Annotated in this window: 26 protein-coding genes; 4 read left to right on the top strand and 22 right to left on the bottom strand. The window is 60.4% G+C overall.

Going from position 1 to position 25,588, the window contains the following annotated elements:
• Positions 1–118 precede the first annotated feature (118 nt).
• The 7 genes from OQ248_RS01835 to minC all read right to left on the bottom strand — a co-directional run bounded on the left by OQ248_RS01835 (position 119) and on the right by minC (position 6,788).
• On the bottom strand, positions 119–2,278 hold the full coding sequence (locus OQ248_RS01835; RefSeq protein ID WP_119428455.1) for a mechanosensitive ion channel family protein: 2,160 nt from the start codon (positions 2,276–2,278) through the stop codon (positions 119–121).
• Between the two features lie 76 nt (positions 2,279–2,354).
• Entirely contained in the window at positions 2,355–2,531 is a 177-nt protein-coding gene (locus tag OQ248_RS01830) for a hypothetical protein (protein ID WP_169429504.1), read from the bottom strand.
• A gap of 197 nt (positions 2,532–2,728) precedes the next feature.
• Entirely contained in the window at positions 2,729–4,018 is a 1,290-nt protein-coding gene (locus OQ248_RS01825) for a M18 family aminopeptidase (protein WP_085710626.1), read from the bottom strand.
• Between the two features lie 69 nt (positions 4,019–4,087).
• Entirely contained in the window at positions 4,088–4,723 is a 636-nt protein-coding gene (locus OQ248_RS01820) for an RluA family pseudouridine synthase (RefSeq protein WP_119428454.1), read from the bottom strand.
• Between the two features lie 91 nt (positions 4,724–4,814).
• Entirely contained in the window at positions 4,815–5,069 is a 255-nt protein-coding gene (gene minE, locus OQ248_RS01815; protein WP_007960071.1) for a cell division topological specificity factor MinE, read from the bottom strand.
• Complete coding sequence (gene minD, locus OQ248_RS01810) at positions 5,069–5,881, bottom strand: septum site-determining protein MinD (RefSeq protein WP_085690474.1); 813 nt, start codon at positions 5,879–5,881, stop codon at positions 5,069–5,071. Before minD ends, minE begins: the two co-directional genes overlap by 1 nt.
• Positions 5,882–6,050: 169 nt before the next feature.
• The gene (minC, locus tag OQ248_RS01805) at positions 6,051–6,788 is read right to left on the bottom strand and encodes a septum site-determining protein MinC (RefSeq protein ID WP_085710676.1); all 738 of its coding nucleotides are present in this window, start codon (positions 6,786–6,788) and stop codon (positions 6,051–6,053) included.
• A 116-nt stretch (positions 6,789–6,904) separates the two neighbouring features.
• On the opposite strand from minC, the gene OQ248_RS01800 reads away from it, so the two are divergent.
• Complete coding sequence (locus OQ248_RS01800) at positions 6,905–7,837, top strand: lipid A biosynthesis lauroyl acyltransferase (RefSeq protein ID WP_085710628.1); 933 nt, start codon at positions 6,905–6,907, stop codon at positions 7,835–7,837.
• A 35-nt stretch (positions 7,838–7,872) separates the two neighbouring features.
• A complete protein-coding gene (locus OQ248_RS01795; protein ID WP_265811891.1) occupies positions 7,873–9,045 on the top strand; it encodes a patatin-like phospholipase family protein in 1,173 nt (390 codons plus the stop codon).
• Positions 9,046–9,168: 123 nt separating this feature from the next.
• Here the strand turns inward: OQ248_RS01795 and OQ248_RS01790 are convergent, their stop codons facing one another.
• The 8 genes from OQ248_RS01790 to puuE all read right to left on the bottom strand — a co-directional run bounded on the left by OQ248_RS01790 (position 9,169) and on the right by puuE (position 17,198).
• Positions 9,169–9,954: an outer membrane protein OmpK gene (locus tag OQ248_RS01790; RefSeq protein ID WP_265811890.1), complete on the bottom strand. Its 786-nt coding sequence runs from the start codon at positions 9,952–9,954 to the stop codon at positions 9,169–9,171.
• 372 nt (positions 9,955–10,326) lie between these two features.
• Entirely contained in the window at positions 10,327–11,112 is a 786-nt protein-coding gene (locus OQ248_RS01785; protein WP_265811889.1) for an outer membrane protein OmpK, read from the bottom strand.
• Between the two features lie 86 nt (positions 11,113–11,198).
• Complete coding sequence (locus tag OQ248_RS01780) at positions 11,199–12,557, bottom strand: nucleobase:cation symporter-2 family protein (protein WP_085608811.1); 1,359 nt, start codon at positions 12,555–12,557, stop codon at positions 11,199–11,201.
• Positions 12,558–12,726: 169 nt separating this feature from the next.
• Positions 12,727–14,040, bottom strand: a complete 1,314-nt coding sequence (locus OQ248_RS01775; RefSeq protein WP_265811888.1) for a urate hydroxylase PuuD — start codon at positions 14,038–14,040, stop codon at positions 12,727–12,729.
• 51 nt (positions 14,041–14,091) lie between these two features.
• Positions 14,092–14,595, bottom strand: a complete 504-nt coding sequence (locus tag OQ248_RS01770) for an ureidoglycolate lyase (protein WP_027613342.1) — start codon at positions 14,593–14,595, stop codon at positions 14,092–14,094.
• A gap of 81 nt (positions 14,596–14,676) precedes the next feature.
• Positions 14,677–15,672, bottom strand: coding sequence for an allantoicase (alc, locus tag OQ248_RS01765; protein WP_085710633.1), 996 nt, complete (start codon positions 15,670–15,672; stop codon positions 14,677–14,679).
• A gap of 87 nt (positions 15,673–15,759) precedes the next feature.
• Positions 15,760–16,275, bottom strand: a complete 516-nt coding sequence (uraD, locus tag OQ248_RS01760) for a 2-oxo-4-hydroxy-4-carboxy-5-ureidoimidazoline decarboxylase (protein WP_085710634.1) — start codon at positions 16,273–16,275, stop codon at positions 15,760–15,762.
• On the bottom strand, positions 16,272–17,198 hold the full coding sequence (puuE, locus tag OQ248_RS01755) for an allantoinase PuuE (protein WP_007960032.1): 927 nt from the start codon (positions 17,196–17,198) through the stop codon (positions 16,272–16,274). The genes uraD and puuE overlap by 4 nt, the downstream gene beginning before the upstream one ends.
• Positions 17,199–17,628: 430 nt before the next feature.
• Here puuE and uraH point away from each other — a divergent pair, with 430 nt between their 5' ends.
• Positions 17,629–17,982 carry a hydroxyisourate hydrolase gene (uraH, locus tag OQ248_RS01750; RefSeq protein ID WP_011333195.1) on the top strand — a complete coding sequence of 118 codons (354 nt, stop codon included), beginning with the start codon at positions 17,629–17,631 and terminating at the stop codon, positions 17,980–17,982.
• Between the two features lie 104 nt (positions 17,983–18,086).
• On the opposite strand, the gene OQ248_RS01745 is transcribed toward uraH, so the two are convergent.
• The 4 genes from OQ248_RS01745 to OQ248_RS01730 all read right to left on the bottom strand — a co-directional run bounded on the left by OQ248_RS01745 (position 18,087) and on the right by OQ248_RS01730 (position 22,605).
• A complete protein-coding gene (locus OQ248_RS01745) occupies positions 18,087–19,712 on the bottom strand; it encodes a hypothetical protein (protein WP_265811887.1) in 1,626 nt (541 codons plus the stop codon).
• A 184-nt stretch (positions 19,713–19,896) separates the two neighbouring features.
• Positions 19,897–20,526, bottom strand: a complete 630-nt coding sequence (locus tag OQ248_RS01740; RefSeq protein WP_265811886.1) for a LysE family translocator — start codon at positions 20,524–20,526, stop codon at positions 19,897–19,899.
• An 87-nt stretch (positions 20,527–20,613) separates the two neighbouring features.
• On the bottom strand, positions 20,614–21,963 hold the full coding sequence (locus tag OQ248_RS01735) for an NCS2 family permease (protein ID WP_248741277.1): 1,350 nt from the start codon (positions 21,961–21,963) through the stop codon (positions 20,614–20,616).
• Between the two features lie 198 nt (positions 21,964–22,161).
• Positions 22,162–22,605, bottom strand: a complete 444-nt coding sequence (locus OQ248_RS01730) for a MarR family transcriptional regulator (protein WP_265811885.1) — start codon at positions 22,603–22,605, stop codon at positions 22,162–22,164.
• 82 nt (positions 22,606–22,687) lie between these two features.
• On the opposite strand from OQ248_RS01730, the gene OQ248_RS01725 reads away from it, so the two are divergent.
• On the top strand, positions 22,688–23,854 hold the full coding sequence (locus tag OQ248_RS01725; protein ID WP_265811884.1) for a PLP-dependent aminotransferase family protein: 1,167 nt from the start codon (positions 22,688–22,690) through the stop codon (positions 23,852–23,854).
• Between the two features lie 32 nt (positions 23,855–23,886).
• Here the strand turns inward: OQ248_RS01725 and OQ248_RS01720 are convergent, their stop codons facing one another.
• The 3 genes from OQ248_RS01720 to OQ248_RS01710 all read right to left on the bottom strand — a co-directional run bounded on the left by OQ248_RS01720 (position 23,887) and on the right by OQ248_RS01710 (position 25,541).
• Entirely contained in the window at positions 23,887–24,258 is a 372-nt protein-coding gene (locus OQ248_RS01720) for a glutathione S-transferase N-terminal domain-containing protein (protein ID WP_265811883.1), read from the bottom strand.
• Between the two features lie 102 nt (positions 24,259–24,360).
• Positions 24,361–24,906, bottom strand: a complete 546-nt coding sequence (gene folE / locus OQ248_RS01715; protein WP_003204506.1) for a GTP cyclohydrolase I FolE — start codon at positions 24,904–24,906, stop codon at positions 24,361–24,363.
• Positions 24,907–24,983: 77 nt separating this feature from the next.
• Positions 24,984–25,541, bottom strand: coding sequence for a Smr/MutS family protein (locus OQ248_RS01710; RefSeq protein ID WP_265811882.1), 558 nt, complete (start codon positions 25,539–25,541; stop codon positions 24,984–24,986).
• Between the last annotated feature and the right edge of the window lie 47 nt (positions 25,542–25,588).

The raw sequence follows: 25,588 nt of genomic DNA, 5'->3' as shown, positions 1-25,588 counted from the left end.
AATCCCTCCACTCAGCCTGCCGATGGGGCCGGCACGTCAAATGCGGTACTCGAGCTAACGCTCATCGTGGTGAGTGGTGAGTGGTGAGTGGTGAGTGGTGAGTGGTGGGAAGATTGGGCTATTCCTGAGTTTGACCACCACCGCCTGCTGTGATCACTTGCACATTCATCCTCGGGGTCGCGAGGTCCAGGCCGGCCTCATCCAGATGCCGTTTCAGCGACAGGTTGAACGCCCGTGAAACCTCCCACTGTTTGATCGGTGCGGTCTTGAAGCGGGCGCGCAATATCGCGTTGCCCGATTCAAAACTTTCCACGCCCTGAATCTCCAGTGGCGACCAGATGTTGCGGCGCTGCAGCGGGTCGGTGCGCATTTTCTGGCCGACTTCACGCATCAGTTTGATGGCTTCGTCGATGTTCATGTTGAACGGCACTGCCACACGGAAGATCGCGTAGCCGAATTCCCGGGAGTAGTTCTTGATGCTTTTGATTTCGCTGAACGGGATGGTGTGGACGATGCCGTCGATGTCCCGCAGGCGTACGGTGCGGATGGTCAGGCCTTCGACGGTGCCGAGGTGGCCGCCGACGTCGACGTAGTCGTCGATGGCCAGGGAGTCTTCGATGATGATGAACAGGCCGGTGATCAGGTCGGCTACCAGTGACTGCGCGCCGAAGCCGATGGCGAGACCGATCACGCCCGCACCGGCCAGCAGTGGTGTGACGTTCATGCCCATGTTCGCCAGGGCGACGATCAGGGCGATGATGAAGATCGCCACGAACAGCACGTTGCGGATCAGCGGCATCATGGTTTGCGCGCGGGCGTTGGCCAGGCCTTTGCGGGAGCGGGTGAGGGCGTGGTGGACGGCGGTGTCGCTGAGGATCCAGATCAGCCAGGCGAAGATCAGCGTACCGATCAGGCTGAACAGTTTGACGCTGATGTCGTGGCCTTCGCCTTCGGTGAAGCCGATCAGTGACATGCCCCAGACCCGCAGGCCGAGTTCGATGAAGGCCAGCCACACCAGTAGATGCGCGAGGGTGTAGAAGAAGCTTTTCAGGCGCTCGGAATACAGCGCGTGGCGTTTCGGCCCGCGTTGGGGTTTGAGGGCGTGGCGGCGGACGAGGCCGTTGATGACCATGCACAACACCAGCAGCACGGTGCAGATCAGCGACTGGCGCAATGCAGTGCTGGTGTCGCCGGCGGAAACGAAGGTGGCGAACAGGGAAATCCCCACCAGTACCAGCGCCGGCACGTACCAGAAGGTGCCAAGGATATCGATGGTGTCGCTGAGGGCGCGGCGGGTCAGGCGGCGGGACAGTGGCTGGTTGCGGATCAGGTGCGCGATGGGGCGGCGGAAGCGCAGGATGAACAGGCCGGTCGAGAGCGCCGCCAGCACATTGGTGACGGTGGCGGCGGTGTGGGCCAGGTGTACGCCCAGCCCTGCCACCAGACGCGGATCGTTCAGCCCTTCACCGAACGCGGCGAAGCTGCCGATCAGCCACAGCGGGCGGAAGGCCTGATGCCGCAGGATGTACAGCGCCCGGTGGCGGTGCGGGCCGTCGAGTACGGAAAAGGCGATCACGCAGATCGCCGAGAAACAGGTGCCGACCACCAGTGCGTAAGCCAGCACCATCGCCAGGCTTTTGCCCAGGGATGATGGCAGCGCGTAGCTCATGTAGACGGTGATGACCAGCGCGATCATCCACGGTCCGAGCTTGCGCAGGGCGAAGCGCAGCATGTCGAGGGCCCGGGGGTGTTGCGGCAGTTCTTCGGTCAGGCCGAAGCGCATGCGCACCCGGTGGCCGAGCCAGATCAGCGCGGCGGCCAGCAGGCTCCAGACCATCAGGATCATGGCGAAGCCGAAGATGATCGGCAGCCATTCGCTGGCTGGCATTATCAGGGCGGACAGTTCGTCCTTGGCCAGTTCGAATTCGGCGGACCAGCGATTGAGCGGGCTGTCGCTGCCGGTGAACTGCTTTTCGAAATTGGCCAGGGTGCCGCCGATCAGGCCCAGAACGCCTTCTTCCGGGGTGGCCTGGGCTTTTTTCGTGGCGTCGCGCAGTTTTTTCAGGTCGCCCAGCAACTGGGTGCGCTGCTGATCGTTTTCCAGGGATTTGATGACTTCGTCGAGTGACTGGCCGAGCGGTTCCTGGGCTTCCGGTTGTGCCTTGTTTGAGCCATTGAGCAGGCCGGGCAGGCTCACCGCGTGGGCAGGCGCCGACGGCAGCAGTGTCATCAGGCAGACGAGGAAAAGGCAGGGCAGGGCAAAGAAACGAGCGAACACTAGGCGGTCAACCTCGCAAGGGGCGGATCGGGCGAGTGTACGAGCCCGCCTGAATCAATGCGAGCCGGGCGCGGATTTATTCGTTGAGTTTGGCGAGGATCTTGTAGACCACGGTGGCCAGGATCATCAGCATGCCGATCCACATGGCGAACACTCCGGCGTTCTTGTCGCGGAAGTTGAAGCCGATCGCCAGCAGAATCATTCCGGACAGGATCGGAATGAGCATGGAGTGGAACGCAGACATCGAGATCATGGCGACAGCCTTGTCGAAGGGGATGATTTAAGTCTAGGTCGCTTTTTGCCGACCGGTGGTGATGTGTATCAGAAATGAGCCGGTTCGGATCCGGATGTGATGCTGACTGTTTGATTGCCATCGCCAGCAGGCTGGCTCCCACAATGGAATGCATTTCAAATGTGGGAGCCAACCTGCTGGCGATGCTTTATCAAGGACTACGGCAGTTCGCGGCTGGCGTAGAACGCGCTCAGCACTTTCACCAGATGTGCCAGGTCATGGCTGCCGCACAGTTCGCGGATCGAGTGCATGGCGAACGTCGGCAGGCCGATGTCGACGGTGCGCACGCCCAGGTGGCTGGCGGTGATCGGGCCGATGGTCGAGCCGCAGCCCATGTCGCTGCGCACCACGAAGCTTTGCACCGGGACTTCTTCGGCCATGCACAGGTGACGGAAGAAACCGGCGGTTTCGCTGTTGGTGGCGTAGCGCTGGTTGCTGTTGACCTTGATCACCGGGCCGGCGTTGAGTTTCGGCCCGTGGTTGGCGTCGTGTTTCTCGGCGTAGTTCGGGTGTACGCCGTGGGCGTTGTCGGCCGAGACCAGCAGGGATTTCTGAATGGTGCGGACGAACTCGTCACCTTCCGGCAGCAGGCGACGCAGGGTCTGTTCCAGCATCGGGCCGTCGGCGCCGCACGCCGAGCAGGAGCCGACTTCTTCGTGGTCGTTGCACACCAGCACGCAGGTTTCTTCGGTGTCGGCGGTCAGCAGGGCTTGCAGGCCGGCGTAGCAGGACAGCAGGTTGTCCAGTCGGGCGCCGGCGATGAAGTCACCGTTCAGGCCGATGACGGCGGCGCTCTGGGTGTCGTAGAAGCTCAGCTCGTAATCGAGCACCACGTCGGCATTCAGACCGTGTTCGCGGGCCAGTTGATCGGTCAGCACCGCGCGGAAATCCACACGCTCGTCACCGGCGAACTGCGCGAGAATCGGCGGCAGTTCGGTCTGGGCATTGATCGCCCAGCCCTGGTTGGCTTCACGATTGAGGTGAATCGCCAGGTTGGGAATGATCGCGATCGGGGCCTTGAAGTCGATCAACTGGCTCTCGACCTTGCCGTCACGGCGGAAGGTGACGCGACCGGCCAGCGACAGGTCGCGGTCGAACCATGGCGCCAGCAGCGCGCCGCCGTAGACTTCGACACCCAGTTGCCAGAAACCCTGGCGTTGCAGTTCAGGTTGCGGCTTGACCCGCAGACACGGGCTGTCGGTATGGGCGCCGACCAGACGGATGCCGTCGTGCAGCGGGGAGTTGCGGCCCATCTTGATCGCGACGATCGAGGAGTCGTTACGGGTGACGTAGTAACGGCCATTGGCTTCGGTGTGCCAGGTCTCGCGCTCGTCGAGGCGCACATAACCGGCGGCCTCCAGGCGTTGAACAAGGCTGGCGGTGGCGTGGAACGGGGTAGGGGAGGCCTTGAGGAAGTCGATCAGGCCTTGGTTCAACTCTTCGCGCATAAGAAGCTCCAGACAGCAATGGGCGGGAGTTTAACGCATCGGCCTGATGCTTGGGACATTGTGGTGGGGTCAGAACGGCGCCGGGCAGTCGAAGCGCAAGCGCTCACCGGTTTGCGGGTGAGTGAAGCTGAGCATGCTGGCGTGCAGGCACAGACGCGGCCAGGCCGCGAGGGCTTGTTCGTGAGCGTAGAGCCCGTCACCGAGCAGCGGATGACCGATGGACAGCATGTGTACGCGCAACTGGTGCGAACGGCCGGTGATCGGCGTCAGTTCGACACGGCACCAGTCGCCGCAACGTTCCAGCACGCGCCAGAAGGTCAGGGCGTGTTTGCCGAATTCGTGGTCTACGACGTGGCGTGGTTTGGTTGGCGGGTCGTAGCGCAGAGGCAGGTCGATGCTGCCGCTGTCCAGTTCCGGCTGGCCCCAGGCCAGGGCGGTGTAGGCCTTTTCGGTTTCGCGGTCGTGAAACTGCCGCGACAGTTCGCGGTGGGTGTCGGCGTCTCGGGCGAGCAGGATGATGCCGGAGGTTTCCCAGTCCAGACGATGGACGATACGCGCTTCCGGGTAGCCGTTTTCCTGCAGGCGGGTGATCAGGCAGTCCTTGTTGTCATCGGCCCGGCCGGGCACCGAGAGCAACAGGGTCGGTTTGTTCACTACCAGTACGGCGGCGTCCTGATGGATGATGTGGATGTTGGACAGCGGCATTAAAACAGCCTCGTAACAAATGCCAACGGCGGCTCAGGGCCCTTCCGCTGTCGGAAGGGCCCTGAGCCGCCGTCGTTCCTGCCGGATCGACTCAGCGATCGGGCAGGGTGATGTTGAGTTCCAGAATCGAGCAGCTGCCCTGGCTTTCCAGTGCCACGTGTACGTCGTCGTTGCCGATGTTGACGTACTTGCGGATCACTTCCACCAGTTCCTTCTGCAAGGATGGCAGGTAGTCAGGGGTGCTGCGCTGGCCGCGTTCATGCGCCACGATGATCTGTAGACGCTCTTTCGCGACCGAGGCGGTACTTGGCTTTTTGTTGGCACGAAAGAAGTCAAAAAGGTTCATTACCTACCTCCAAACAGACGCTCGAAGAATCCCTTCTTCTCGACATTCAGGAACCGGTGTTCTTTTTCCTTGCCCAGCAAGCGATCAACGGTATCGCTGTAGGCCTGGCCGGCGTCGCTCTGGTCGTCGAGGATAACCGGGACGCCCTGGTTGGAAGCCTTGAGCACGGCCTGGGATTCCGGAATGACACCCAGCAGGCGCACGGCGAGGATTTCCTTGACGTCTTCGACGCCCAGCATTTCGCCTTTTTCGACGCGCTCCGGGTGGTAGCGAGTGATCAGCAGGTGTTCCTGGATCGGCTCTTCGCCTTTTTCGGCGCGACGGGACTTGCTGGCCAGCAGGCCGAGCATGCGGTCCGAGTCACGTACCGAGGAAACTTCTGGGTTGGTCACGACGATCGCTTCGTCAGCGAAGTACATGGCCAGGTGGGCGCCTTTCTCGATGCCCGCCGGGGAGTCGCAGACCACGAACTCGAATTGTTCCTTGAGCTCCATCAGGACTTTTTCCACGCCTTCCTGGGTCAGCGCGTCTTTGTCGCGGGTCTGGCTGGCGGCCAGCACGTAGAGGTTTTCCAGGCGCTTGTCTTTGATCAGGGCCTGTTGCAGGTTGGCTTCGCCGTTCACCACGTTTACGAAGTCATACACCACGCGGCGCTCGCAACCCATGATCAGGTCGAGGTTACGCAAGCCCACGTCGAAGTCGACGATCACTGTTTTGTGGCCGCGCAGAGCGAGGCCGGTACCGATAGCGGCGCTGGTGGTGGTCTTACCCACACCACCCTTGCCGGATGTAACCACGAGAATCTTGGCCAAGGTGTTTCACCCCTAAGGAAGAAGGACTGTTCAGCCCCTGAAAAACATCTCTTGAAAACTACTGCAGTCGGACAGCCTTGGCTGGAATTCGGCTTTTGGCCTTTTTCCTACTTCGTTTGAGCCGTTTTCGCTACGTTTTAGAGATGCTTGGAAAATGCGGCAGTATCCGTTAAAGCCGAATGATGTTCAACACGTCGCCCGACAGGCTGACCTGTACGCCCGAACCCCACATCGGATCGCGACGCAGGTCTTCGGAAACCTTGTAATGGCCTGCGATGGAGATCAGTTCAGCGCTCAATTGCTGACAGAAAATCCGCGCCTTGGTGTCGCCCTTGACCCCGGCCAGCGCACGACCGCGCATCGGGCCGTATACATGGATGTTGCCATCGGCGAGAAGTTCCGCCCCCGGACTGACCGAGGACACCACCACCAGATCGCCACCTTGCGCATAGATCTGTTGGCCACCACGTACTGGCGTGGTGATGACGCGGGTCGGTTTGACGGTCGGCTCAGGCGGCTTTTCCGGCTTCTTCGGTGCAACGGGTTCGGCAGTTTCCAGCGGCCGTTCACGGGCGCCGGACGGCGGCAGTACCGGGATGTCGATGGCGATGGCGGCGGCGATGTCTTCGATGCGGCTGGCGCGGATCGCCAGGGTGCGCAGGCCGTGCTGGCGGCACACGCGCATCAGGCCCGGCAGATCGACCGCGCCTTCGCTCGGCGGCAGCTTGTCCAGCGCCAGGACCAGCGGCGCATTGCTGAAGAAGTTCGGTGCCTGGGCGACTTTGGCGGCCAGTTGCCGATCGAGGCTGTCCAGGTCGTTACGGGACAGCTCGAGCACCGTGATGGCGAGCATGCTGCCCTTCAACTGGAACACGGGATCTTGGTCTGGCGATTCGTTTTGGCTCATGTCGGCATACAACGGCTTGTCACTAAAAGTGCCGAGACTTATAACGAGAACGCCCGCCAGCCGCAAGCCGGGCTGAACGATGTAGAATGCGCGGCCACTTATTTACGGAAGCTTTAATGGATCGCCCGCGTTTTCGAAAAGCATTTCTCGCTCCACGCTTCTGGCCGCTCTGGTGCGGTCTGGGGCTGTTGTGGCTGACGGTGCAGTTGCCCTATCCGGCATTGCTGGCCATCGGTCGTTTTCTCGGCGCCCTGATGTATCGCTTCGCCGGCGACCGGCGGCGCATTGCCAAGCGCAATCTGGAACTGTGTTTCCCGGAAAAGTCCGCCGCCGAGCGCAAACGCCTGCTCAAGGAAAATTTCGCCTCCACCGGCATCGCGTTCTTTGAAATGGCGATGAGCTGGTGGTGGTCTCGTCAGCGTCTGGCAAAACTGGCCCATGTCGAAGGCCTCGAGCACCTGCAAAAGGCTCAGCGCGAAGGCAAGGGCGTGATTCTGATGGCGGTGCATTTCACCACCCTGGAAATCGGCGCGGCGCTGCTCGGCCAGCAGCACACCATCGACGGCATGTACCGCGAACACAAGAACCCGCTGTTCGATTTCATCCAGCGTCAGGGCCGCGAGCGGCACAATCTCGATTCGCTGGCGGTGGAGCGCGACGACGTGCGCGGCATGCTCAAGCTGCTGCGTTCCGGGCGCGCGATCTGGTACGCGCCGGATCAGGACTACGGCGCCAAACAAAGCATCTTCGTGCCGCTGTTCGGCATTCAGGCCGCCACGGTCACCGCCACCAGCAAGTTCGCCCGACTGGGCAAGGCGCTGGTGGTGCCGTTCACTCAGGAGCGTCTGGCGGACGGTAGCGGCTATCGTCTGGTGATCCATCCGCCGCTGGAAGGGTTCCCGGGCGAGACCGAAGAAGCCGATTGCATCCGCATCAATCAGTGGGTCGAAGGCGTGTTGCGTGATTGCCCCGAGCAATACCTGTGGGCGCACCGGCGCTTCAAGAGCCGTCCGCCGGGCGAGCCGAAGCTGTACGCCAAACGTCGTTGATTCACCCCATCCCATAAGCACCACGGAGCGTTGCGATGAGCCCAGCTGAACCGGTCACAGGTTTGATTCTTTCCGGCGGCGGGGCTCGGGCGGCGTATCAGGTGGGAGTGCTGGCGGCGATTGCCGAATTGCTGCCGCTGGGGGCGGACAATCCGTTCCCGGTGATCGTCGGCACCTCGGCCGGGGCGATCAACGCGGTCAGCCTCGCCAGCGGCGCCACGGACTTTCGGGCCGCGATCGAACGCCTGACCCTGTTCTGGCAGGGCTTTCGCAGCCATCGCGTGCTGCGCAGCGACTGGCCGGGGGTGATCCGCCAGGCCAGCCGTTTTGTCAGTCACAGCTTGCTGGGCATGGGCCGGCACTTACCGGTGGCGCTGCTCAACAGCTCGCCGTTGCGCCATCTGCTCGATGAAAAACTGCACATGCCCGGCATCGCCGAATCCATCGCCCGCAAGCAGTTGCACGCGGTGGCGGTGACGGCGTTCGGCTACGAGTCCGGGCAGGCAGTGACCTTCTATCAGGGCGGCGGCAGCATCGATGCCTGGCTGCGCCATCGGCGCATTGGCGTGCCGACCCAATTGACCGTGGAGCACCTGCTCGCCAGTTCGGCGATCCCGCTGTTGTTCGCGCCGGTGAAAATCGGCGAGGAATACTTTGGCGATGGCGCGGTACGGCAGTCGGCACCGATCAGCCCGGCGCTGCACCTGGGCGCGAGCCGGGTGCTGGTGGTGGGCGTCAGCGGCAACCCGCGCGGGTTCGATCCGGCACAACCGCTGGAGCGCACTTACACCGGTCAGCAGCCGACGCTGGCGCAGATCGGCGGGCACATGCTCAACAGTACGTTCATTGACAGCCTGGAAAGCGATATCGAGCTGCTCCAGCGTCTGAACCAGTTCAGCCATCTGATGCCCGAAGGCACGCCGATACGCACGCTGGGTGTGGCGCCGGTGGAGGTGTTGGTGATCTCGCCAAGCCAGCCGATCGATGAAATCGCGGCGCGGCATCGTCAGGAACTGCCGGCGGCGTTGCGGCTGTTCTTGCGCGGGCCGGGGGCGACCAAGACCAGCGGGGCAGGGGTGTTGAGTTACTTGCTGTTCGAGGCGGGGTATTGCAGCGAATTGATCAATCTTGGGCGGCGCGATGCATTGGCCAAGCGCGATGAGTTGTGCCGGTTTCTCGGGATTACCGAGGCGGTGGCTACCGCTTGAGATTTGTGGTGCCGCCATTCGCGAGCAAGCCCGCTCCCACATTGGTTTCGTGTCGTTCACAAAACCAATGTGGGAGCGGGCTTGCTCGCGAAGGCGTCCTTTCAGACGCCACTGACACCAGGATCAGAAGTGGAACTTCACCAGGAAGCTGGTCACGTTCTGATTGGTGGTGAAGCCACGGGTGTCGTCGATCCCGTACTTGTCTTTCCAGTAGTCGTATTCCACACCGACGTACAGCTGCTTCTCGCCGAAATTCAGCGCCTTGCCCAGGTCGTATTTGACCTGTGGGTTGAAGTGCAGGTTGGCGTGGTATTCGCCTTTGCTGTTGACGTCGTTGTCGACCACCCAGTCCATGTAGCCGTCGATCAGCACGTTCGAGTTGCCGACCGGAATGGTGTAGGACCAGACCGGCGTGATCTGCCAGACGTTGTCACCCGGACGCGAGCCTTCGGTATGACGCTGGTAGAAGTTCAGCTGGAAGTAGTCGAAGCCCGGAATCGCCAGGTCGAAGCCTGGACCGATCAGGTAGGACTCGACGTCGCCTTCGCCGAACTCGTAGGTCATGGCCAGCAGCACGTCTTTGATCGGTCCGAATTCGATCTTCTGGTCGAGCACCTTGCCCAGCGAGATACGTGGCTGGAACTCACCGTAATAGGTGTTGTTGCCGACGCCGCCGTCAGGCTTGCCGTTGTAGAAAATCTTGTCGATGAACAGGAAGTTGTCGCCGTACTTCCACGCATCGGCGTGCTCGAAGGTGACGGTCTGCTGGATGGCCGGGTTGACCTTGAAATCCTTGCCGTACAGGTAGGTCAGGCTGTTGTTCTGCCATTGCAGCAGGCCGTCGGCCATGGCCTGGCCCCCCGCCAGCATGGTTCCCGCAAGCATCAGGCTGGTGCTCATACGTTTCATTCGGTTGCTCCCAAAGTAGGTATTCCACGTTTATTTTTTTGAGTCGGCGCTCTGGTGTGGCGCCTTTTTTCGTTGCCGCAAAAATCATCCATTCGGTCAGCTTTAATGCTGTTAGCAAGAGCTGAGCCAAGGCTTTTCGAAAAGCAAAAAAACGCCCGTCGGCTGCTGAAAAACAGTCGATTGAGCGTGTTTTCGGGACGCCTCGGTACTGACCGGGGCCGGGATAAGTTGGCCCGTCGGTCAGGAATTAAATCCGGGCTTTTTTTTAGACCGAATTCAGGAGGCCGCGGAGAATACTGACTCAACGGCCAGGCCTCAAGTGCCCCGCAACAGAGCACCGACGACAGGTAGGCGGCACGGTTGCGGGTCATCTTAGAAGTGCACCTTCACCAGCAGGCTGGCAGTGTTCTGATTGGTGTCGAGGTTGTGGCTGCTTTCGACCCCGTATTTGTTCTTCCAGTAGCTGTATTCGGTGCCGACATACAGCTGCTTCTGACGCCAGCCGAGGGCTTTGCCCAGGTCGTATTTGATCTGAGGGTTGATGTGCAGGTTGGCGTGATAGGTGCCGCGGGAGTTCTCGTCGTTGTCGACAACCCAGTCGAGATAGCCGTCGATCAGCACGTCGGAATTGCCCAGCGGAAAGCTGTAGGACCAGCCCGGAGTGATCTGCCAGACACCATCGCCCGGGCGCGGGCCTTCGGTCTGGCGGCGGAAGATGTTCAGTGTGACGTAGTTGAAGCCCGGCACTTTCAGGTCGAAGCCGGGACCGATCAGATAGGCCTCGCTCTCGCCTTCGCCGTACTCGTAGGTCATCGCCAGCAGCACGTCCTTGATCGGGCCGAATTCGATCTTCTGGTCGAAGATCTTGCCGAAGGAGAAGCGCGGGGTGAATTCGCCGTAGTAGGTGTGCGGGCCTTTGTTGCGGTCTTCCTTGCCGTTGTAGAAGATCTTGTCGACGAACAGGAAGTTGTCGCCGTACTTCCACTTGTCGGCGTGCTCGAACGTCACCGTCTGCTGGATCGACGGATTGATCGCGAAGTTCTTGCCGTACAGGTAGCTCAGGCTGTTGGTCTGCCACAGCAATAAATCGCCGGCCATGGCTTGTGATGCGGCCAGCAGGCCGCCGCTCAACAACACGTTGGTTTGAGTCCGGATCATCTGTTGCTCCCTCTTGTTTTTATTGTTTGAGGCAAAGCTGTCGCGAGGGGGCAGGCGTAGGCGAGCCCCCTTTTTTACTCTTCGGGTCAGTGCGGGTGTGCGTGACAGTCGTTGATGGCCGCGCGCTCGGCGCCGCCCAGGATGTTGAACAACAGGTTCAGCGTCAGTGCGCTGAGGGTGGCCATGGCGATCCCGCTGTGGGTGATCGGGCTCATCCACAACGGCAGGTGGGCGAAGAACTCCGGACGCACCACCGGGATCAGGCCCATGCCGATGCTCACGGCCACCAGCAATTGATTGCGACGGTCACCGATGTCGGCTTCCTGCAGGATCTTGATCCCCGTTGCCGCCACCATGCCGAACATCGCAATCGCCGCACCACCGAGTACCGCCGGCGGAATCGATGCCACCAGGAACGCCGCTTTCGGCAGCAGGCTGAGGACGATCAGCAAACCGCCGGCAACGATGGTCACCGAACGGCAGCGCACGCCGGTCATCTGCACCAGACCGATGTTCTGCGCGAAGGAGGAGTGGGTGAAGGTGTTGAAGAAACCAGCGACAAACGAAGCGCCGGCATCACACAGCAAGCCGCGACGCAGCATGCGCGGGCAGACTTCCTGACCGGTGATCTTGCCCAGCGCGAGGAACATCCCGGTGGACTCGACAAAGATGATGACCACCACCAGACACATTGACAGGATCGGCGCCAGTTCGAACTTCGGCATGCCGAAATGCAGCGGGGTGACGAACTGAACCCATGGCGCGTTGGCCATGCCGCTCAGGTCGACCATGCCGATGGCGCCGCAGAGCACGTAGCCCAGGCACATGCCGATCAGCACGGAAATGTTGACCCAGAAACCGCGCATGAAGCGGTGGATCAGCAGAATGGTCGCCAGCACCAAAGCGGCGATGGCCAGGTAAATCGGTGAACCGAATTGAGCGGCGCCAGCGCCGCCACCGGCCCAGTTCACGGCCACGGGGAACAGCGACAGACCGATCGAGGTGATGACCGTGCCGGTCACCAGCGGCGGGAAGAAGCGTACGACCTTGGACATGAACGGCGCGATGATCATGCCGAAGAACCCGGCGGCGATGGTCGCGCCGAAGATTCCCTGCAGACCGATGCCGGGCATGCCGGCCATGGCGACCATGCTGCCGACGGCGGCGAAACTGGCGCCCATCATCACCGGCATGCGAATGCCCATGGGGCCTATCCCCAAGGATTGCACGATGGTGGCGATTCCGGCGACCAGCAGGTCGGCGTTGATCAGGAAGGCGATTTCTTCACGACTCAGGCCAGCGGCCTGTCCGATGATCAGCGGTACCGCGATGGCGCCGCCGTACATCAGCAGAACATGTTGCAAACCGACCAGGATCAGTTGCAAAAGGGGCAAACGCTGAATGGCGGGTGCGTCGGGGATGCGCGCTTTGGACAGCTCGGACATGCAACACCTCGGATCTTTTTTATTCTTGTGATGAACAGCAGCCGGGTTGCTTGCCGCTGTTCTCTTTGCATCAGGCGGGCCGCAGTGCGGCCATTCGCGGGCAAGCCCGCTCCCACAGGGATTGATGATGTCCCTGGGGGAGCGAGCTTGCTCGCGAGGTTTTTACGGCTTAGTTGGTCTGGGCTCCCTGGGCGATCCATGCACCGATCAGGTCACGTTCCTGCTGGGTCATCTGCGTGATGTTGCCCAGTGGCATGATCTGCGTGGTGATGGCTTGCGCCTGGATCCGCGCCGCGTTCTGGCGGATCTGCTCGGGGGTGTCGAACATCACACCGGCCGGGGCAGCGCTGAACAGCGGGCTGGTCGGTTTGGCCGAATGGCAGACCGCGCAGCGTTCCTGGATCACGTTGTGCACCTTGTCGAATGCAGGCCCGGCGTTGGACGCCTGAGCCGGAGCAGCGGCCGGTGCAGCAGGTGCGGCCGGTTGTGCCGCTTCAGCCGGTTTCGCGCCACCACCCAGGGCCGTTTCCGGCAGTGGCTGGTACTCGATTTTCGCTGGAGCCTTGGCCACTTCCGGTGCGGTCGGCATCGGCGCAGGGCCGGTGACGTACGCCAGGGTGATCATGCCCACCGCTGCCACCGGCAGAGTCCAGGCGAACTTGTGGCTGTCGTGACGGGTGTTGAAGTAGTGACGCACCAACACCGCCAACACTGCGATCCCGGCCAGGATCAGCCAGTTGTACTGGCTGCCGTAAGTGCTCGGGAAGTGGTTGCTGATCATGATGAACAGCACCGGCAGGGTGAAGTAGTTGTTGTGACGCGAACGCAGCAGGCCTTTGGCCGGCAGCGCCGGATCCGGCGTGCGGTTCTCGGCGATCGCGGCCACCAGTGCGCGCTGTGCCGGCATGATGATGCGGAACACGTTGCCGACCATGATGGTGCCGATGATCGCGCCGACGTGCAGGTACGCACCACGACCGCTGAACACCTTGCTGAAGCCAAACGCCGCGCCGATGATCAGCACGAACAGGATGAAGCCGAGCAGTGCGGGTTTCTTGCCGAGGGGCGAATCGCAGAGGAAGTCGTAGATGAACCAGCCAGCGATCAGCGAACCGATGCCGATGGCCACGCCTTCAGGGCCGGTCAGGCCACTGCCGGGCGCCACGAGGTAGAGCACAGGGTTGGAGTAGAACACCACGCAAAGCAGCGCGATCCCCGACATCCAGGTGAAATAGGCTTCCCATTTGAACCAGTGCAGGTTCTCCGGCATCGACGGCGGGGCCAGTTTGTATTTTTCCAGGTGATAGATACCGCCGCCGTGGATCGCCCACAGATCACCGGCAAGACCGGTTTTCGGGTTGACGCGGTTGAGGTTGTTCTCCAGCCAGACGAAGTAGAACGACGCGCCGATCCAGGCCACGCCAGTGATCATGTGAACCCAGCGCACGCTCAGGTTCAGCCATTCCAACAGATGTGCTTCCACAGTCTTTACCTCTCGCCTGTCACTCTTGTTGTCGAGTGATCAGACCTTCTCTTATTGGTGGGGGGCGAGGATCAAACGCTCATCCTCTTTGAAAAAATGCTCATCGCAGTTATTGCCTGTGCCACTGCGATCAACCACCAGGAAGTCATCCCGCTTTTCGATCGTCAGCACCGGGTGGTGCCAGACGCCGCGATGGTAATTGATGCCCTGCCTGCCGTTGGTGACGAAGGCGCGGACCAAGCCTGATACAGGTACATCGCCAAGTGGCGCGACCACGATCAGAAAGGGGTTGCCGAGCAGCGGAATGAAAGCCTGGCTGCCCAGCGGATGGCGTTCCAGCATGCTCACGGTCAGCGGCATGTCCTGCGCGTCGGCGCGGAAGATGCTGATGATCGCGTTGTCCTCGGGCGTAGCGGTTTCGACCGTCGCCAGTTTGTGGAAGCGCATGGTCGAACCGTTGTTGATCATGAAGTGATCGCTGCCGTCGGTTTCGATCACGTCACCGAACGGGGCGAAGGCTTCTTTGGTCAGCGGTTCAATCGTCAATGTGCGCATGCTGTTCTTTTCCGAATTCTGTGTTGTTGGTTCTGCTTTGTGTGAGGAGGGAGCAAGCTCCCCCCTTACAGGATTCAACGCTTACTTGGCGACCTTGCCGAACAGGCGCAGGCGGCTCACACCACCATCCGGGAACACGTTCAGACGGATGTGGGTGATCGGGCCCAGTGCCTTGATCTGCTCGACGAAGGTGTGTTCGGCGTGCATTTCCAGCTTCTGGCTCGGCAGCAGTTCGCGCCAGAACAGCGACTGGGTTTCGATCTGGCTGTCGGTACCGCCTTTTACGAACGCGCCCTGGATCGAGCAGCTGTCCGGATAGTTGCCCTTGAAGTGCAGGGTGTCGACGACGATTTTCTCGATCTCGCCCGGGTGACCCAGTGCGACGATCACCCAGTCATTGCCCGGGGTACGACGACGCGCGGTTTCCCAGCCGTCGCCCATGTTGATGCCGCGGCCCGGGTTGAGGATGTTGCTCATGCGGCCGAAGTGTTCGTCGGAGCAGGCGAGGGCGCGGCCACCGTTGAGGGCTGCAGCCAGGTCGACTTGCTCGTTGTCGCCAACAGCGGACCAGTCGCGGAACGGAATGCCGTACACACGCAGACGGGCCACGCCGCCATCCGGGTAGATGTTGAAGCGCAGGTGGCTGAACGCCTTGTCGTTGCTGATTTCGTGGTAGTGGTGGCTGTTGCCCTGCAGCTCGACGGCCGACAGCACTTCAGTCCACTGGGTGTTTTCGTCCGGCTCGCCCGAGGCCAGGAAGCAGGCTTCCAGCGAGGCCGATGGCGGGAAGTTGCCGGTGAAGAATGAAGTGTCGATGTCCACGCCTTTGATCGAACCCGGTACGCCCAGGCGGATTACCGCGCTGTCGTAGCCTTCGAAGCGCTTGCGGCGGGATTCCCAGCCGTCCATCCACTTGCCGTTGTCGTCGAACACGCCCTCCTTCCACACGGCCGGGGTCGGCTGAAACAGACGATTGGCGTCTGCGAACCAGTCATCGGTGACCGAAATGATTTTGGTGCCCAGACGGGCATCGGCCAGGTTGACGAACTTCTCGAAAGGTACGGCGTAAGCTTTCATTCTTCTTGTCTGCCTTTAAATAAGTGGCTTGGGATGCTTGCAAGACCCTGGGTGCTCTCCGCGTTTGATTCACTCGGGTCAGGCTTGCTAGAGAGTCAGTAAACGGAACAGGGCAATCTTGTTGATCTCCGCCAGCGCGCATTTGAACTCGGTGTCGACCGGGTTGTGAATGCGCGTTTCGAACGCCGCGAGGATCTGATGCCGGTTGCTGCCTTTTACCGCCATGATGAAGGGAAACTTGAACTTGGCCTTGTAGGCGTCGTTCAGCTCGGTGAAGCGAGAAAACTCTTCGGCCGTGCATTGGTGAATACCGGCGCCAGCCTGTTCATTGGTGCTGGCTTCGGTCAACTGGCCCTGGACGGCAGCTTTGCCGGCCAGGTCCGGGTGAGCGTTGATCAGTGCCAGCTGACTGGCGTGATCGGCGCTCAACAGGATGTCGCTCATGCGCTGGTGCAGGGTTTCGATCTGGTCGATCGACGCGTCCTGGCCCAGGTCGAAGGCCTTCTCGGCCACCCATGGCGAATGTTCGTAGATGTCGGCGAAGGCTTTGACGAAGGCGTCGCGGCTCAGGGTCGACGGTTTCAGGGTTTGAAAGGTGCTCATTTGGCAGCCCCTTGGTACGGGTGGGTTTCGTGCCAGTGACGGGCGATGTCGACGCGACGGCTGAACCACACCTGTTCATGACTTTTAGCGTATTCGATAAAGCGCTTGAGCGAAGCCAGACGCGCCGGACGGCCCACCAGACGGCAGTGCAGACCGATCGACAGCATCTTCGGTGCTTCGGCGCCTTCGGCGTAAAGCACGTCGAACGCGTCTTTGAGGTATTCGAAGAAATCGTCGCCCTTGTTGAAGCCCTGGACCTGAGTGAAGCGCATGTCGTTGGTGTCCAGTGTGTACGGGATCACCAGGTGCGGCTTGCCGGTCGGGTTGTTCGGTTCCCAGTAGGGCAGGTCGTCGTCATAAGTGTCGCAGTCGTAGAGGAAACCACCTTCTTCCATCACCAGACGACGGGTGTTCGGGCCGGTGCGGCCGGTGTACCAGCCCAGTGGGCGCTCGCCGGTGAGTTCGGTGAGGATGCGGATCGCTTCGAGCATGTGCTCGCGTTCCTGGGCTTCGTCCATGTACTGGTAGTCGATCCAGCGGTAGCCGTGGCTGCAGATCTCGTGACCGGCCTCGACCATCGCGCGGATCACGTCCGGGTGACGCTGGGCGGCCATGGCCACGGCGAAGATGGTCAGCGGAATGTCGAATTCCTTGAACAGTTTCAGGATCCGCCAGACACCGGCACGGCTGCCATACTCGTAAAGCGATTCCATGCTCATGTTGCGCGCGCCTTGCAGAGGCTGGGCCGCAACCATTTCCGAGAGGAAGGCTTCCGATTCTTTGTCACCGTGCAGGATGTTGCGCTCGCCGCCTTCTTCGTAGTTGAGCACGAACGACAGGGCGATCCGAGCATTGCCCGGCCAGTGTGGGTGAGGAGGGTTACTGCCGTAACCGATCAGGTCGCGTGGGTAGTCAGCGCTCACTGCAGTCTTCCTTCTTATTCGTTGACAGATTGTGTGGCGCCCTGAAGTTTGGATGGCAGGCTGGCGTCACAGCGATGGGCTGATTGTATACAACTTTATTCTCAATTTGTAAGCCTGAATTTTCGCATTTTTCACCGGCTGTCATCTTTTGCTGATAATGGCGTGAACCTGCAAGAAACCTGCCTGACCAGTCAGCTAATGGTTCAAGGGTTCAATGAATGCCTGGTTATCGGGCAGATCCCTGGGAAATCGCGGGATGGCGGAGGTGAGCGGAAAAATGTCGTTTTTATTGTGTACAATTTTTTTGAAAAGTGTCTTAATCAGTCGCTCGCCGCAGCTTTTCGTGCTCCGAAACGGTGCGGTCTCCTTTTCAACTGACTTCGGGAGGCGCGAAGTCTGACTGCTCCACGCAGGCAGGCGCGCAGAATCAATGGGACGTTTGACAACACACGTTTTGGACGCTGCACACGGTTGCCCGGGCAGCTCGATCAAGGTCGAGCTGTACCGCGTTGAAGGTTCGCACCTGGAATTGGTCGCCAGTGCGCTTACCAACAGCGATGGCCGGGTCGATGCGCCGCTGCTGCAAGGCGATGACTACCGTACCGGTGTCTATCAGGTTCAGTTCCACGCCGGCGATTACTACCGCGCCCGTGGCGTCCAGTTGCCGGAGCCGGCATTCCTGGACGTGGTCGTGCTGCGGTTCGGCATTTCTGCCGAACAGGATCACTACCACGTACCGTTGCTGATCTCGCCTTACAGCTATTCCACGTACCGGGGCAGCTGACCCCCAAGCAGCTGCCTCCACCGGGAAGCGACTGCGCATATAGCTTCTTTGGTCTTTCGCCCGCTCACACTGCGGGCTTTTTTTATCCTCACGCCTGAGAAGCCTCAAAGCCTGGCGTAATCATCCCTGATGATGAAAAAAGTATCCGGATGAGGGGCGAAGGTTTGCACGCCCCCTCTGAGCCAGACCACCTTGTTCACTGCATGAGCCGCTTCTACGGCTTGGGCGGCGTCCGGCCCGACCTGATCGATCAGCTTGATATTCGAGGCGTTCGGATCCTGATTCAAAGGCTGATGAATCTGGCGGCCCTTGACGCGGTGCAGGCTTAGAAAAAAAACCGAGTCATGCCCTGTCCGCTTGAACACGACGGCGGCAAAGCTTTGTGCAGCGCTGGGTTCGAAAACGCTGTAACCGTTGCGCGTCAGGAGCCCCGCCGCGAAGCGCTTTATATCGACCGCCGATTGGCTCGGCATGAAATAGCTCCATTCCTGCCGAAATCGGACCGGGTCGAAATCCAGACGACGCAGGCCGTTTCTCACGTTGGCAACGGGCAGCTCGATCTTCTGGTTGCCTTCAGTTACGGATCGCGGCAGTGACTCAAGCATCAGCAGTGGATCGACCAGCTCCGAACGCGGGTTGACGGTGCCGGTTTTCCAGTCATTGAACGCTTGCCGCAACAGGGTCAGACCGGTGCCGGTCGCCAGCTCGGAGCCATTGGCGAGGATGAATTGGCGTTTGGCGACATTGTGCAAAGTGACGTCCGACAACTCGGGAAAGTAGTTGGCGACGGTGTCCTTCATCGGTCTCTGGAATGGCAATGTCGGATCGACTTCCCACTGATGGCCGGGAGGAACACGAATGGCGCCGCGAGGTTGCTGCAGAAAGTCTGTGCGCAGCGTCCGGTCCAGCGTGGCAAAGTCGTAGATCAGGTGGTAGGGGTGCTTGATATAGACAATCGGATCGTTGGGTGCGAGGCCGCGAGGCAGCGTCCTGTATCGGGCACCGTTGATATTGATGTCGTCAGGTGAGTCCAGTTGGCCGATGATGCCCCAGGTCTTCCAGGGGTCGATCAATGCATCCAGTTCTGCGTTGGCAATCGCTCGGTTCGGGTCGACGGTTTCACGGTGCAGCTGTTCATCATCCGCGACACGAGGTCGTTTGGACGGTATGACGTGTGAGTCGTCATCGGCCATGGCGACGCGGGTGACAAAGAGTTGCGAAGCGTCAGTGCCCAAGGAACTGTCCGATGCTATCGGGCGCCATTGCAGAGTGCCTGCCACCTGCTCGAGTCGGGGGCCGGAAGCCCAGAGTTCGCTCGAAAATCGGGCCCTGATATTGCTCTGTAAATCAGTGCCGAGTAGAACCGTTCCGCCGTCGATCAGATCGACGTAGGTATGCGGCCCGGCTTTGCGAAACCCTGTCAGAAAGTCAGGCTGAGGCAATCTGTCCACCAGCCGAGGTGCAAGAAAGTAACCGGAGATCGGGCGTTCGTTCACGACGCGGGCGATGTGGGTTTCGATGGGCAGATCGGCGACCTGAAAGGTCGACGGCGTGGAGGTGGCGGATGGATTGCCTTGTCCGGTGAGCGGGTTGACGGTTTGGTCAGGGGGCAGATGTTCGGTGTGAAGCGATTGCCTGACAGATATTTCAGGCGTCGTATCGCGGATAATCGGGACGTTTTGATCCGAAGGAGGCGGGGTTTTCGGACGAATCGGTTTTTTCGGGCTCATTGATCGTTTTGCTCACTGGGTCCAGATGACGGAGTGCTCAATGATCGTCAGGCCGGCACGTTACCGTGCGGTATATATGTCTATCAGATGGCGCAGTTGATGCCGGGTGTTTCTTGCCAGGGAGAGTCTGTGGTGAGGTAACGCCGCCACTTCGATCGGAAGTGGCGACGATGCCAATCGGATGTCAGTGGCTGCTCAGCAACGAAGCGGCGCCCGCGCCACCGAACAATCCGGCACTGATGCGGTTGAACCAGCTCTGGCCCTTGCCGCTGCGCAGGTAGCGCGCTGCACCATGGGCACCCAGGCCGTAGGTCAATTTGCACAGCAGATCCAGTACGGTCCAGGTCGCAATCATCACCAGCAGTTGTGGCAGAAACGGCTGTCCGGCGTTGAGGAACTGTGGCAGGAAAGCGGCAAAGAACAGAATGTCTTTCGGATTGCTGGCGCCCAGCATGAATGCACGTCCGAAGAGTGCGCGAAAGCGTGGAACCGGTGCCGCCTGCGGCACTTCTGCACCAACCGATGGCTGACGCGATTGCTGCCAGCTCTGCCAGGCGAGGTAGAACAGGTACATCGCACCGACGATCTTCAGCGCGCTGAAGAGCTTTTCCGACGCCAGCAGCAGGGCGCCCAGCCCCAGGGCCGAAGCGCTGAGCAGGCAGATCGAGGCACTGACACCACCGAGAAACGCCGGGTAGGAACGGCGCAAACCGTAATTCAGACTGTTGCTGATCATCAGCAACGACAGTGGCCCCGGAATCAGGATTACCACCAGCGCAGCGCCGCTGAACAGCAGCCAGGTTTCCAGACTCATCACTTTCTCCTTTTTATCGTTATCAAGAATGTGCAAAAGCCCCACCCGCAAGGGTGAGGCTGTTTTGACGCTCGAACCGCGTGTCGCTTACAGGAAGATGAACTTGGCGATGAAGATCGCGCAGAGCACCCACAGGCTGACCGAAATCTCTTTGTACTTACCGGTGCCGGCCTTCAGCGCGACATAGGTAATGAAGCCCAGCGCGATGCCGTCGGCGACCGAGAAGGTCAGAGGCATCATGATCGCGGTGACGATGGCCGGAATGCTGTCGGTCGCTTCGTCCCATTCGATGTGTGCCATGCCGCCCATCATCAGCATCGCTACATAAATCAGCGCGCCTGCGGTTGCATAGGCGGGAATCATGCCGGCCAGCGGAGCAAAGAACATCGCGGCTATAAATAGCACACCCACGGTCACTGCGGTAAGACCAGTCCGACCACCAGCGGCTACGCCCGCGGCGCTTTCCACGTAACTGGTGACCGGTGGAACACCGACGACTGCACCGAAAACGCTGGAGGCGGAGTCGGCTTTCATCGCGCGGGAGAGGTTTTCGATGCGGCCGTCAGCGCCCACCAGATTGGCGCGTTGAGCAACGCCCATCAGGGTGCCGGCGGTGTCGAACATGTGCACGAAAAGGAAGGCCAGTACCACGCTGATCATGCTGACGTTGAACACGCCGGCGACGTTCATGGCCATGAAGGTCGGCGCCAGGCTTGGCGGAGTCGACATGATGCCTGAGTAGTGCACGATGCCCAGTCCCCAGCCTGCCAGGGTCACGGTGATGATGCTGATGAGGATCGCGCCGAACACCTTGTGGTAGCTGAGGATCGCGATCATCAGGAAGCAGATGGCGGCAAGCAGCGGGCCGGGTTCACGCAGGGAACCGAGCTTGATCAGTGTGGCCGGGCTGTCGACGACGATGCCGGCGGTTTTCAGGCCGATCAGCCCGAGGAACAGACCCACACCGGCACCCATCGCAAAGCGCAGGCTGACCGGGATGCTGTTGAGCAGCCATTCGCGAATCCGCGAAAAGGTCAGGATCATGAACAGCACGCCCGAGACGAACACCGCACCGAGGGCGGTTTCCCAGTTGTAGCCCATGGTACCGACCACGGTGTAGGTGAAAAACGCGTTGAGGCCCATGCCCGGCGCCAGGCCCACCGGCCAGTTGGCGTACAGGCCCATCAACAGGCAGCCCAGCGCGGCGGCGATACAGGTGGCGACGAAGGCTGCACCGTGATCGATCCCGGCATCGGCCATGATGTTCGGGTTGACGAAAATGATGTAGGCCATGGTGATGAAGGTTGTCAGACCGGCGATCAGCTCGGTCTTCACCGTGGTGCCATGCAAGCTGAGTTTAAAGAGGCGCTCCAGCAGGCCATTGCGTAACGGCGGCGAGAGTTCCAGCGTCGATGCTTCGGATTTGCGGCTTTCCACAGCGAGTACTCCTCAAGAGTTTTATTGTTATTTCCAGGGCCGGACCCTATGAGGGGGTGGCAGCGGCCCTTTGAGGCATACGCGAATTTGTTGACCATGCGGTCAGGAACTCGCACGCAGTGGATTATGCTTTTGTGTACAAATAAAGCAAATATTGTTTTTGGTTTTGTAGACGAAAGTTTTGAGGATCGCGCTATATCACTCGGCCGAGCGGTTTTTCCCCAGCGCCATATTCACCGCCAGCCAGCCGTTGACCGCCGTTTCTCCCGCTTCGGCAAACACCCGCTCGAGCAATTTCACCTGCTCGCGGCGCAATGCCTGCTCAAATTTCGCGCCTTCGACGGTCAACGTCAGAAGCCGTTTACGTTTGTCTTCTTCGGACGCCACGCTGTCCACCAGATGCATTTCCTGCAACTGACGCAATGGCATATTCAGCGCCTGCTTGCTGACGCCGAGCAGCGCGAGCAACTCCTTGACGCTCAAATTCGGATAACGCGCGATGAAAAACACGATGCGCTGATGCACGCGGGACAGGCCGCGACGCTCGAGCATTTCGTCAGCCTTGGCGGTAAAGGCCTGATAACCGAAGAAGAACGCTTCCATGGCTTGTTGTTGGCTGGCGCAGTTTTTAAGGTCAAGCATATTGACGCTTCCAGTGAGGGTGACGTAATTTCAGTCAACAAGTTTGACTCATTTTTCCCATGCCTCGCTAGCGGTGACTTCCATGGCTTTTTCCGAACGTGTGTCGCGTCTCAAAAGTTCTCTGATCCGTGAAATCCTTGCCGCGGCCCAGCGCCCGGAAGTGATGTCCTTCGCCGGCGGACTGCCTGCTGAAGCCATGCTGCCGAAGGTTGAATGGGCCGACATGCCGCTGTCTCTCGGCCAGTACGGCATGAGCGAAGGCGAGCCAGCCTTGCGCGAAGCGCTGGCGGCAGAGGCAAGGGCGTTGGGTTTGCCGTGTGAGGCGAGTCAGGTACTGGTGGTCAGTGGTTCCCAGCAAACACTCGATCTGGCCGCCAAGCTGTACATCGACAAGGGCACCGAAATCCTGCTCGAAGCGCCGACCTATCTGGCGGCCTTGCAGATCTTCCAGCTGTTCGGCGCCGATTGCCTGACCGTGCCGCTGGAAGCTGACGGACCGAACCTGGCGCAGTTGCGTCATCGCCTGGAGCAACATCGTCCAGCGTTCATCTACCTGATCCCGACGTTCCAGAATCCCTCTGCCGTGCGCTACAGCGAAGCCAAGCGCGAAGCAGTTGCGGCGCTGCTCGACGAGTTTGGCGTGACCCTGATCGAAGACGAGCCTTACCGCGAACTGACCTTCGACGGCGGCAGCGCCCAGCCGATTGCCGGGCGTCTGAAAAAATCCAGCTGGATCTACACCGGCACCGTGTCGAAAACCCTGTTGCCGGGCCTGCGTGTCGGCTACCTGATCGCCAGCCCGGATCTGTTCCCGCATTTGCTCAAACTCAAGCAGTCGGCAGATCTGCACACCAACCGCATCGGCCAATGGCAGGCGTTGCAGTGGATCGGCAGTGAGAAATATCAGCAGCACTTGAGTGAATTGCGCGGCTTCTACCGTCAGCGCCGTGATGCCTTTCAAGCGGCGCTGGAAACGCACTTCGCCGATCTGGCGGACTGGAATACGCCGCAGGGCGGGCTGTTTTTCTGGCTGACCCTTAAACAGCCGCTGGACACGCGCACGCTGCTGAACACTGCGCTGGCCAACGATGTGGCGTTCATGCCGGGCGAACCGTTCTTCCCCGAGCCGGATCGCAATCACGGTCATCTGCGCCTGAACTTCAGTCACATCGATCCGGCCCGCCTGGACGAAGGCCTCAAACGTCTGGCAGAAGTGGTGCGCCAGGCACAGGCCGCACAGGCCGCATGAAAAAACCGGCCATCAGGCCGGTTTTTTTTGGTTCAGGCTGCGGCGAACCGCTTGTTCAGGTATTCGATGATCGTGTTGGACTCATACATCCAGGTGGTCTGGCCGTTCTCTTCGATGCGCAGGCACGGCACCTTGATCTTGCCGCCCTGTTCCAGCAGGGTCTGGCGATCCTGTTCGTTGTTCTTCGCATCCTTCAGGGCCACCGGAACGTTCAGGCGACGCAGGCTGCGGCGGGTCTTCACGCAGAACGGGCAGGCGTGGAACTGATACAGGGTCAGGTCCTTGGCGGCGGCGTCGACCTGGGCCTGAGCAGCGGCGGGGCGCTGCTTCTTGCCCGGGCGGGTCAGGAAATCAACGAAGATGATCAGTTGGCCGAGGCCGACACGAAGCGCTTTGACGAACACGTTACAAGCCTCACAGGGACATTGAAGAAGGCGCGCAGCTTACCCGATTTTTCACGGACGAAAAAAAACCGGCGATCAACGCCGGTTTTTTTCTGCCATCAGTTACTTGATCAGGCTGAGAAACTCGCTGCGGGTCGCCGCGTTTTCGCGGAACTCACCGAGCATCACCGAAGTGATCATCGACGAATTCTGTTTCTCCACACCGCGCATCATCATGCACATGTGCTTGGCCTCGATCACCACGGCCACGCCCAGCGCGCCGGTGACCTGCTGGACCGCATCGGCGATCTGGCGGCTGAGGTTTTCCTGGATCTGCAGGCGGCGGGCGTACATGTCGACGATCCGCGCGACTTTCGACAGGCCCAGCACTTTGCCGCTCGGGATATACGCGACGTGGGCCTTGCCGATGAACGGCAGCAGGTGGTGTTCGCACAACGAGTAGAGCTCGATGTCCTTGACCAGCACCATTTCGCTGTTGTCGGAGCTGAACAGGGCACCGTTGGTGACCTCTTCGAGCGTCTGTTCATAACCGCGGCAGAGGTACTGCATGGCTTTGGCGGCACGCTTTGGCGTGTCGAGCAGGCCCTCGCGGGACACGTCCTCGCCCAGTTGGCCGAGAATCGCGGTGTAATTCTGTTCCAGGGACATGAAACTACCTGTGGGGATTTTCGCAAAGGGCAAGGGTACGGCGGCGGACACGACCCTGCAAGTTCGGTGTGACGGGATTATTCGTCGCGGCCTTCCATCATGGTGCGTTTGAGCATCACGTAAACCGCGCCGGCACCGCCGTGTCTGGCCTGGCACGAGCAGAATCCGAGCACTTGCGCATGCTGGCGCAGCCAGGTGTTGACATGGCTCTTGATCATCGGCCGTTTGCCGTCCAGCCGCACAGCCTTGCCGTGGGTGACGCGCACACAGCGGATTTCGAATCTGGTCGCTTCTGCGAGAAACGCCCAAAGGGTTTCCCGGGCCTTTTCGACGCTCATGCCGTGCAGGTCGAGGCTGCCTTCGAACGGGATCTGCCCGATCTTGAGCTTGCGCATCTGGCTTTCCTGCACGCCGTCGCGGGCCCACATCAGCTCGTCTTCCGGCCCGACGTCGATCACGAACTGGTCGGACAGACCGTCAACGGTGGTGGTTTCGGTGCGGATGGTCGCGGACTGGCGCAGCTTGGCGATTTGTGCGCGGTCAGTCTTGGGTTTGCCGGTGTCGGCGCGGTCGTGCTTGATCGGCTTGACGCCTTGGATCGCACTTTTGAACAGGGAAAAATCGTCGTCTTGCATATCAGCCTCCGCGAAGGGCGGCCAGTTTACCCAAACAGACACAAAAC

The organism is Pseudomonas sp. COW5 (genome assembly GCF_026240005.1).
Taxonomy (GTDB): domain Bacteria; phylum Pseudomonadota; class Gammaproteobacteria; order Pseudomonadales; family Pseudomonadaceae; genus Aquipseudomonas; species Aquipseudomonas kribbensis.
The sequence above is the reverse complement of the archived record's forward strand: the minus strand, read 5'-3'. Positions and strand labels throughout refer to the sequence as shown.

Excerpts from the sequence above, each read along its gene's own strand:
- OQ248_RS01830 (WP_169429504.1), bottom strand. The coding sequence starts at position 2,531 with ATGATCTCGATGTCTGCGTTCCACTCCATGCTCATTCCGATCCTGTCC.
- OQ248_RS01825 (WP_085710626.1), bottom strand. The coding sequence starts at position 4,018 with ATGCGCGAAGAGTTGAACCAAGGCCTGATCGACTTCCTCAAGGCCTCC.
- OQ248_RS01820 (WP_119428454.1), bottom strand. The coding sequence starts at position 4,723 with ATGCCGCTGTCCAACATCCACATCATCCATCAGGACGCCGCCGTACTG.
- minE (WP_007960071.1), bottom strand. The coding sequence starts at position 5,069 with ATGAACCTTTTTGACTTCTTTCGTGCCAACAAAAAGCCAAGTACCGCC.
- minC (WP_085710676.1), bottom strand. The coding sequence starts at position 6,788 with ATGAGCCAAAACGAATCGCCAGACCAAGATCCCGTGTTCCAGTTGAAG.
- OQ248_RS01800 (WP_085710628.1), top strand. The coding sequence starts at position 6,905 with ATGGATCGCCCGCGTTTTCGAAAAGCATTTCTCGCTCCACGCTTCTGG.
- OQ248_RS01795 (WP_265811891.1), top strand. The coding sequence starts at position 7,873 with ATGAGCCCAGCTGAACCGGTCACAGGTTTGATTCTTTCCGGCGGCGGG.
- OQ248_RS01790 (WP_265811890.1), bottom strand. The coding sequence starts at position 9,954 with ATGAAACGTATGAGCACCAGCCTGATGCTTGCGGGAACCATGCTGGCG.
- OQ248_RS01785 (WP_265811889.1), bottom strand. The coding sequence starts at position 11,112 with ATGATCCGGACTCAAACCAACGTGTTGTTGAGCGGCGGCCTGCTGGCC.
- OQ248_RS01780 (WP_085608811.1), bottom strand. The coding sequence starts at position 12,557 with ATGTCCGAGCTGTCCAAAGCGCGCATCCCCGACGCACCCGCCATTCAG.
- OQ248_RS01770 (WP_027613342.1), bottom strand. The coding sequence starts at position 14,595 with ATGCGCACATTGACGATTGAACCGCTGACCAAAGAAGCCTTCGCCCCG.
- alc (WP_085710633.1), bottom strand. The coding sequence starts at position 15,672 with ATGAAAGCTTACGCCGTACCTTTCGAGAAGTTCGTCAACCTGGCCGAT.
- uraD (WP_085710634.1), bottom strand. The coding sequence starts at position 16,275 with ATGAGCACCTTTCAAACCCTGAAACCGTCGACCCTGAGCCGCGACGCC.
- uraH (WP_011333195.1), top strand. The coding sequence starts at position 17,629 with ATGGGACGTTTGACAACACACGTTTTGGACGCTGCACACGGTTGCCCG.
- OQ248_RS01745 (WP_265811887.1), bottom strand. The coding sequence starts at position 19,712 with ATGAGCCCGAAAAAACCGATTCGTCCGAAAACCCCGCCTCCTTCGGAT.
- OQ248_RS01740 (WP_265811886.1), bottom strand. The coding sequence starts at position 20,526 with ATGAGTCTGGAAACCTGGCTGCTGTTCAGCGGCGCTGCGCTGGTGGTA.
- OQ248_RS01730 (WP_265811885.1), bottom strand. The coding sequence starts at position 22,605 with ATGCTTGACCTTAAAAACTGCGCCAGCCAACAACAAGCCATGGAAGCG.
- OQ248_RS01725 (WP_265811884.1), top strand. The coding sequence starts at position 22,688 with ATGGCTTTTTCCGAACGTGTGTCGCGTCTCAAAAGTTCTCTGATCCGT.
- folE (WP_003204506.1), bottom strand. The coding sequence starts at position 24,906 with ATGTCCCTGGAACAGAATTACACCGCGATTCTCGGCCAACTGGGCGAG.
- OQ248_RS01710 (WP_265811882.1), bottom strand. The coding sequence starts at position 25,541 with ATGCAAGACGACGATTTTTCCCTGTTCAAAAGTGCGATCCAAGGCGTC.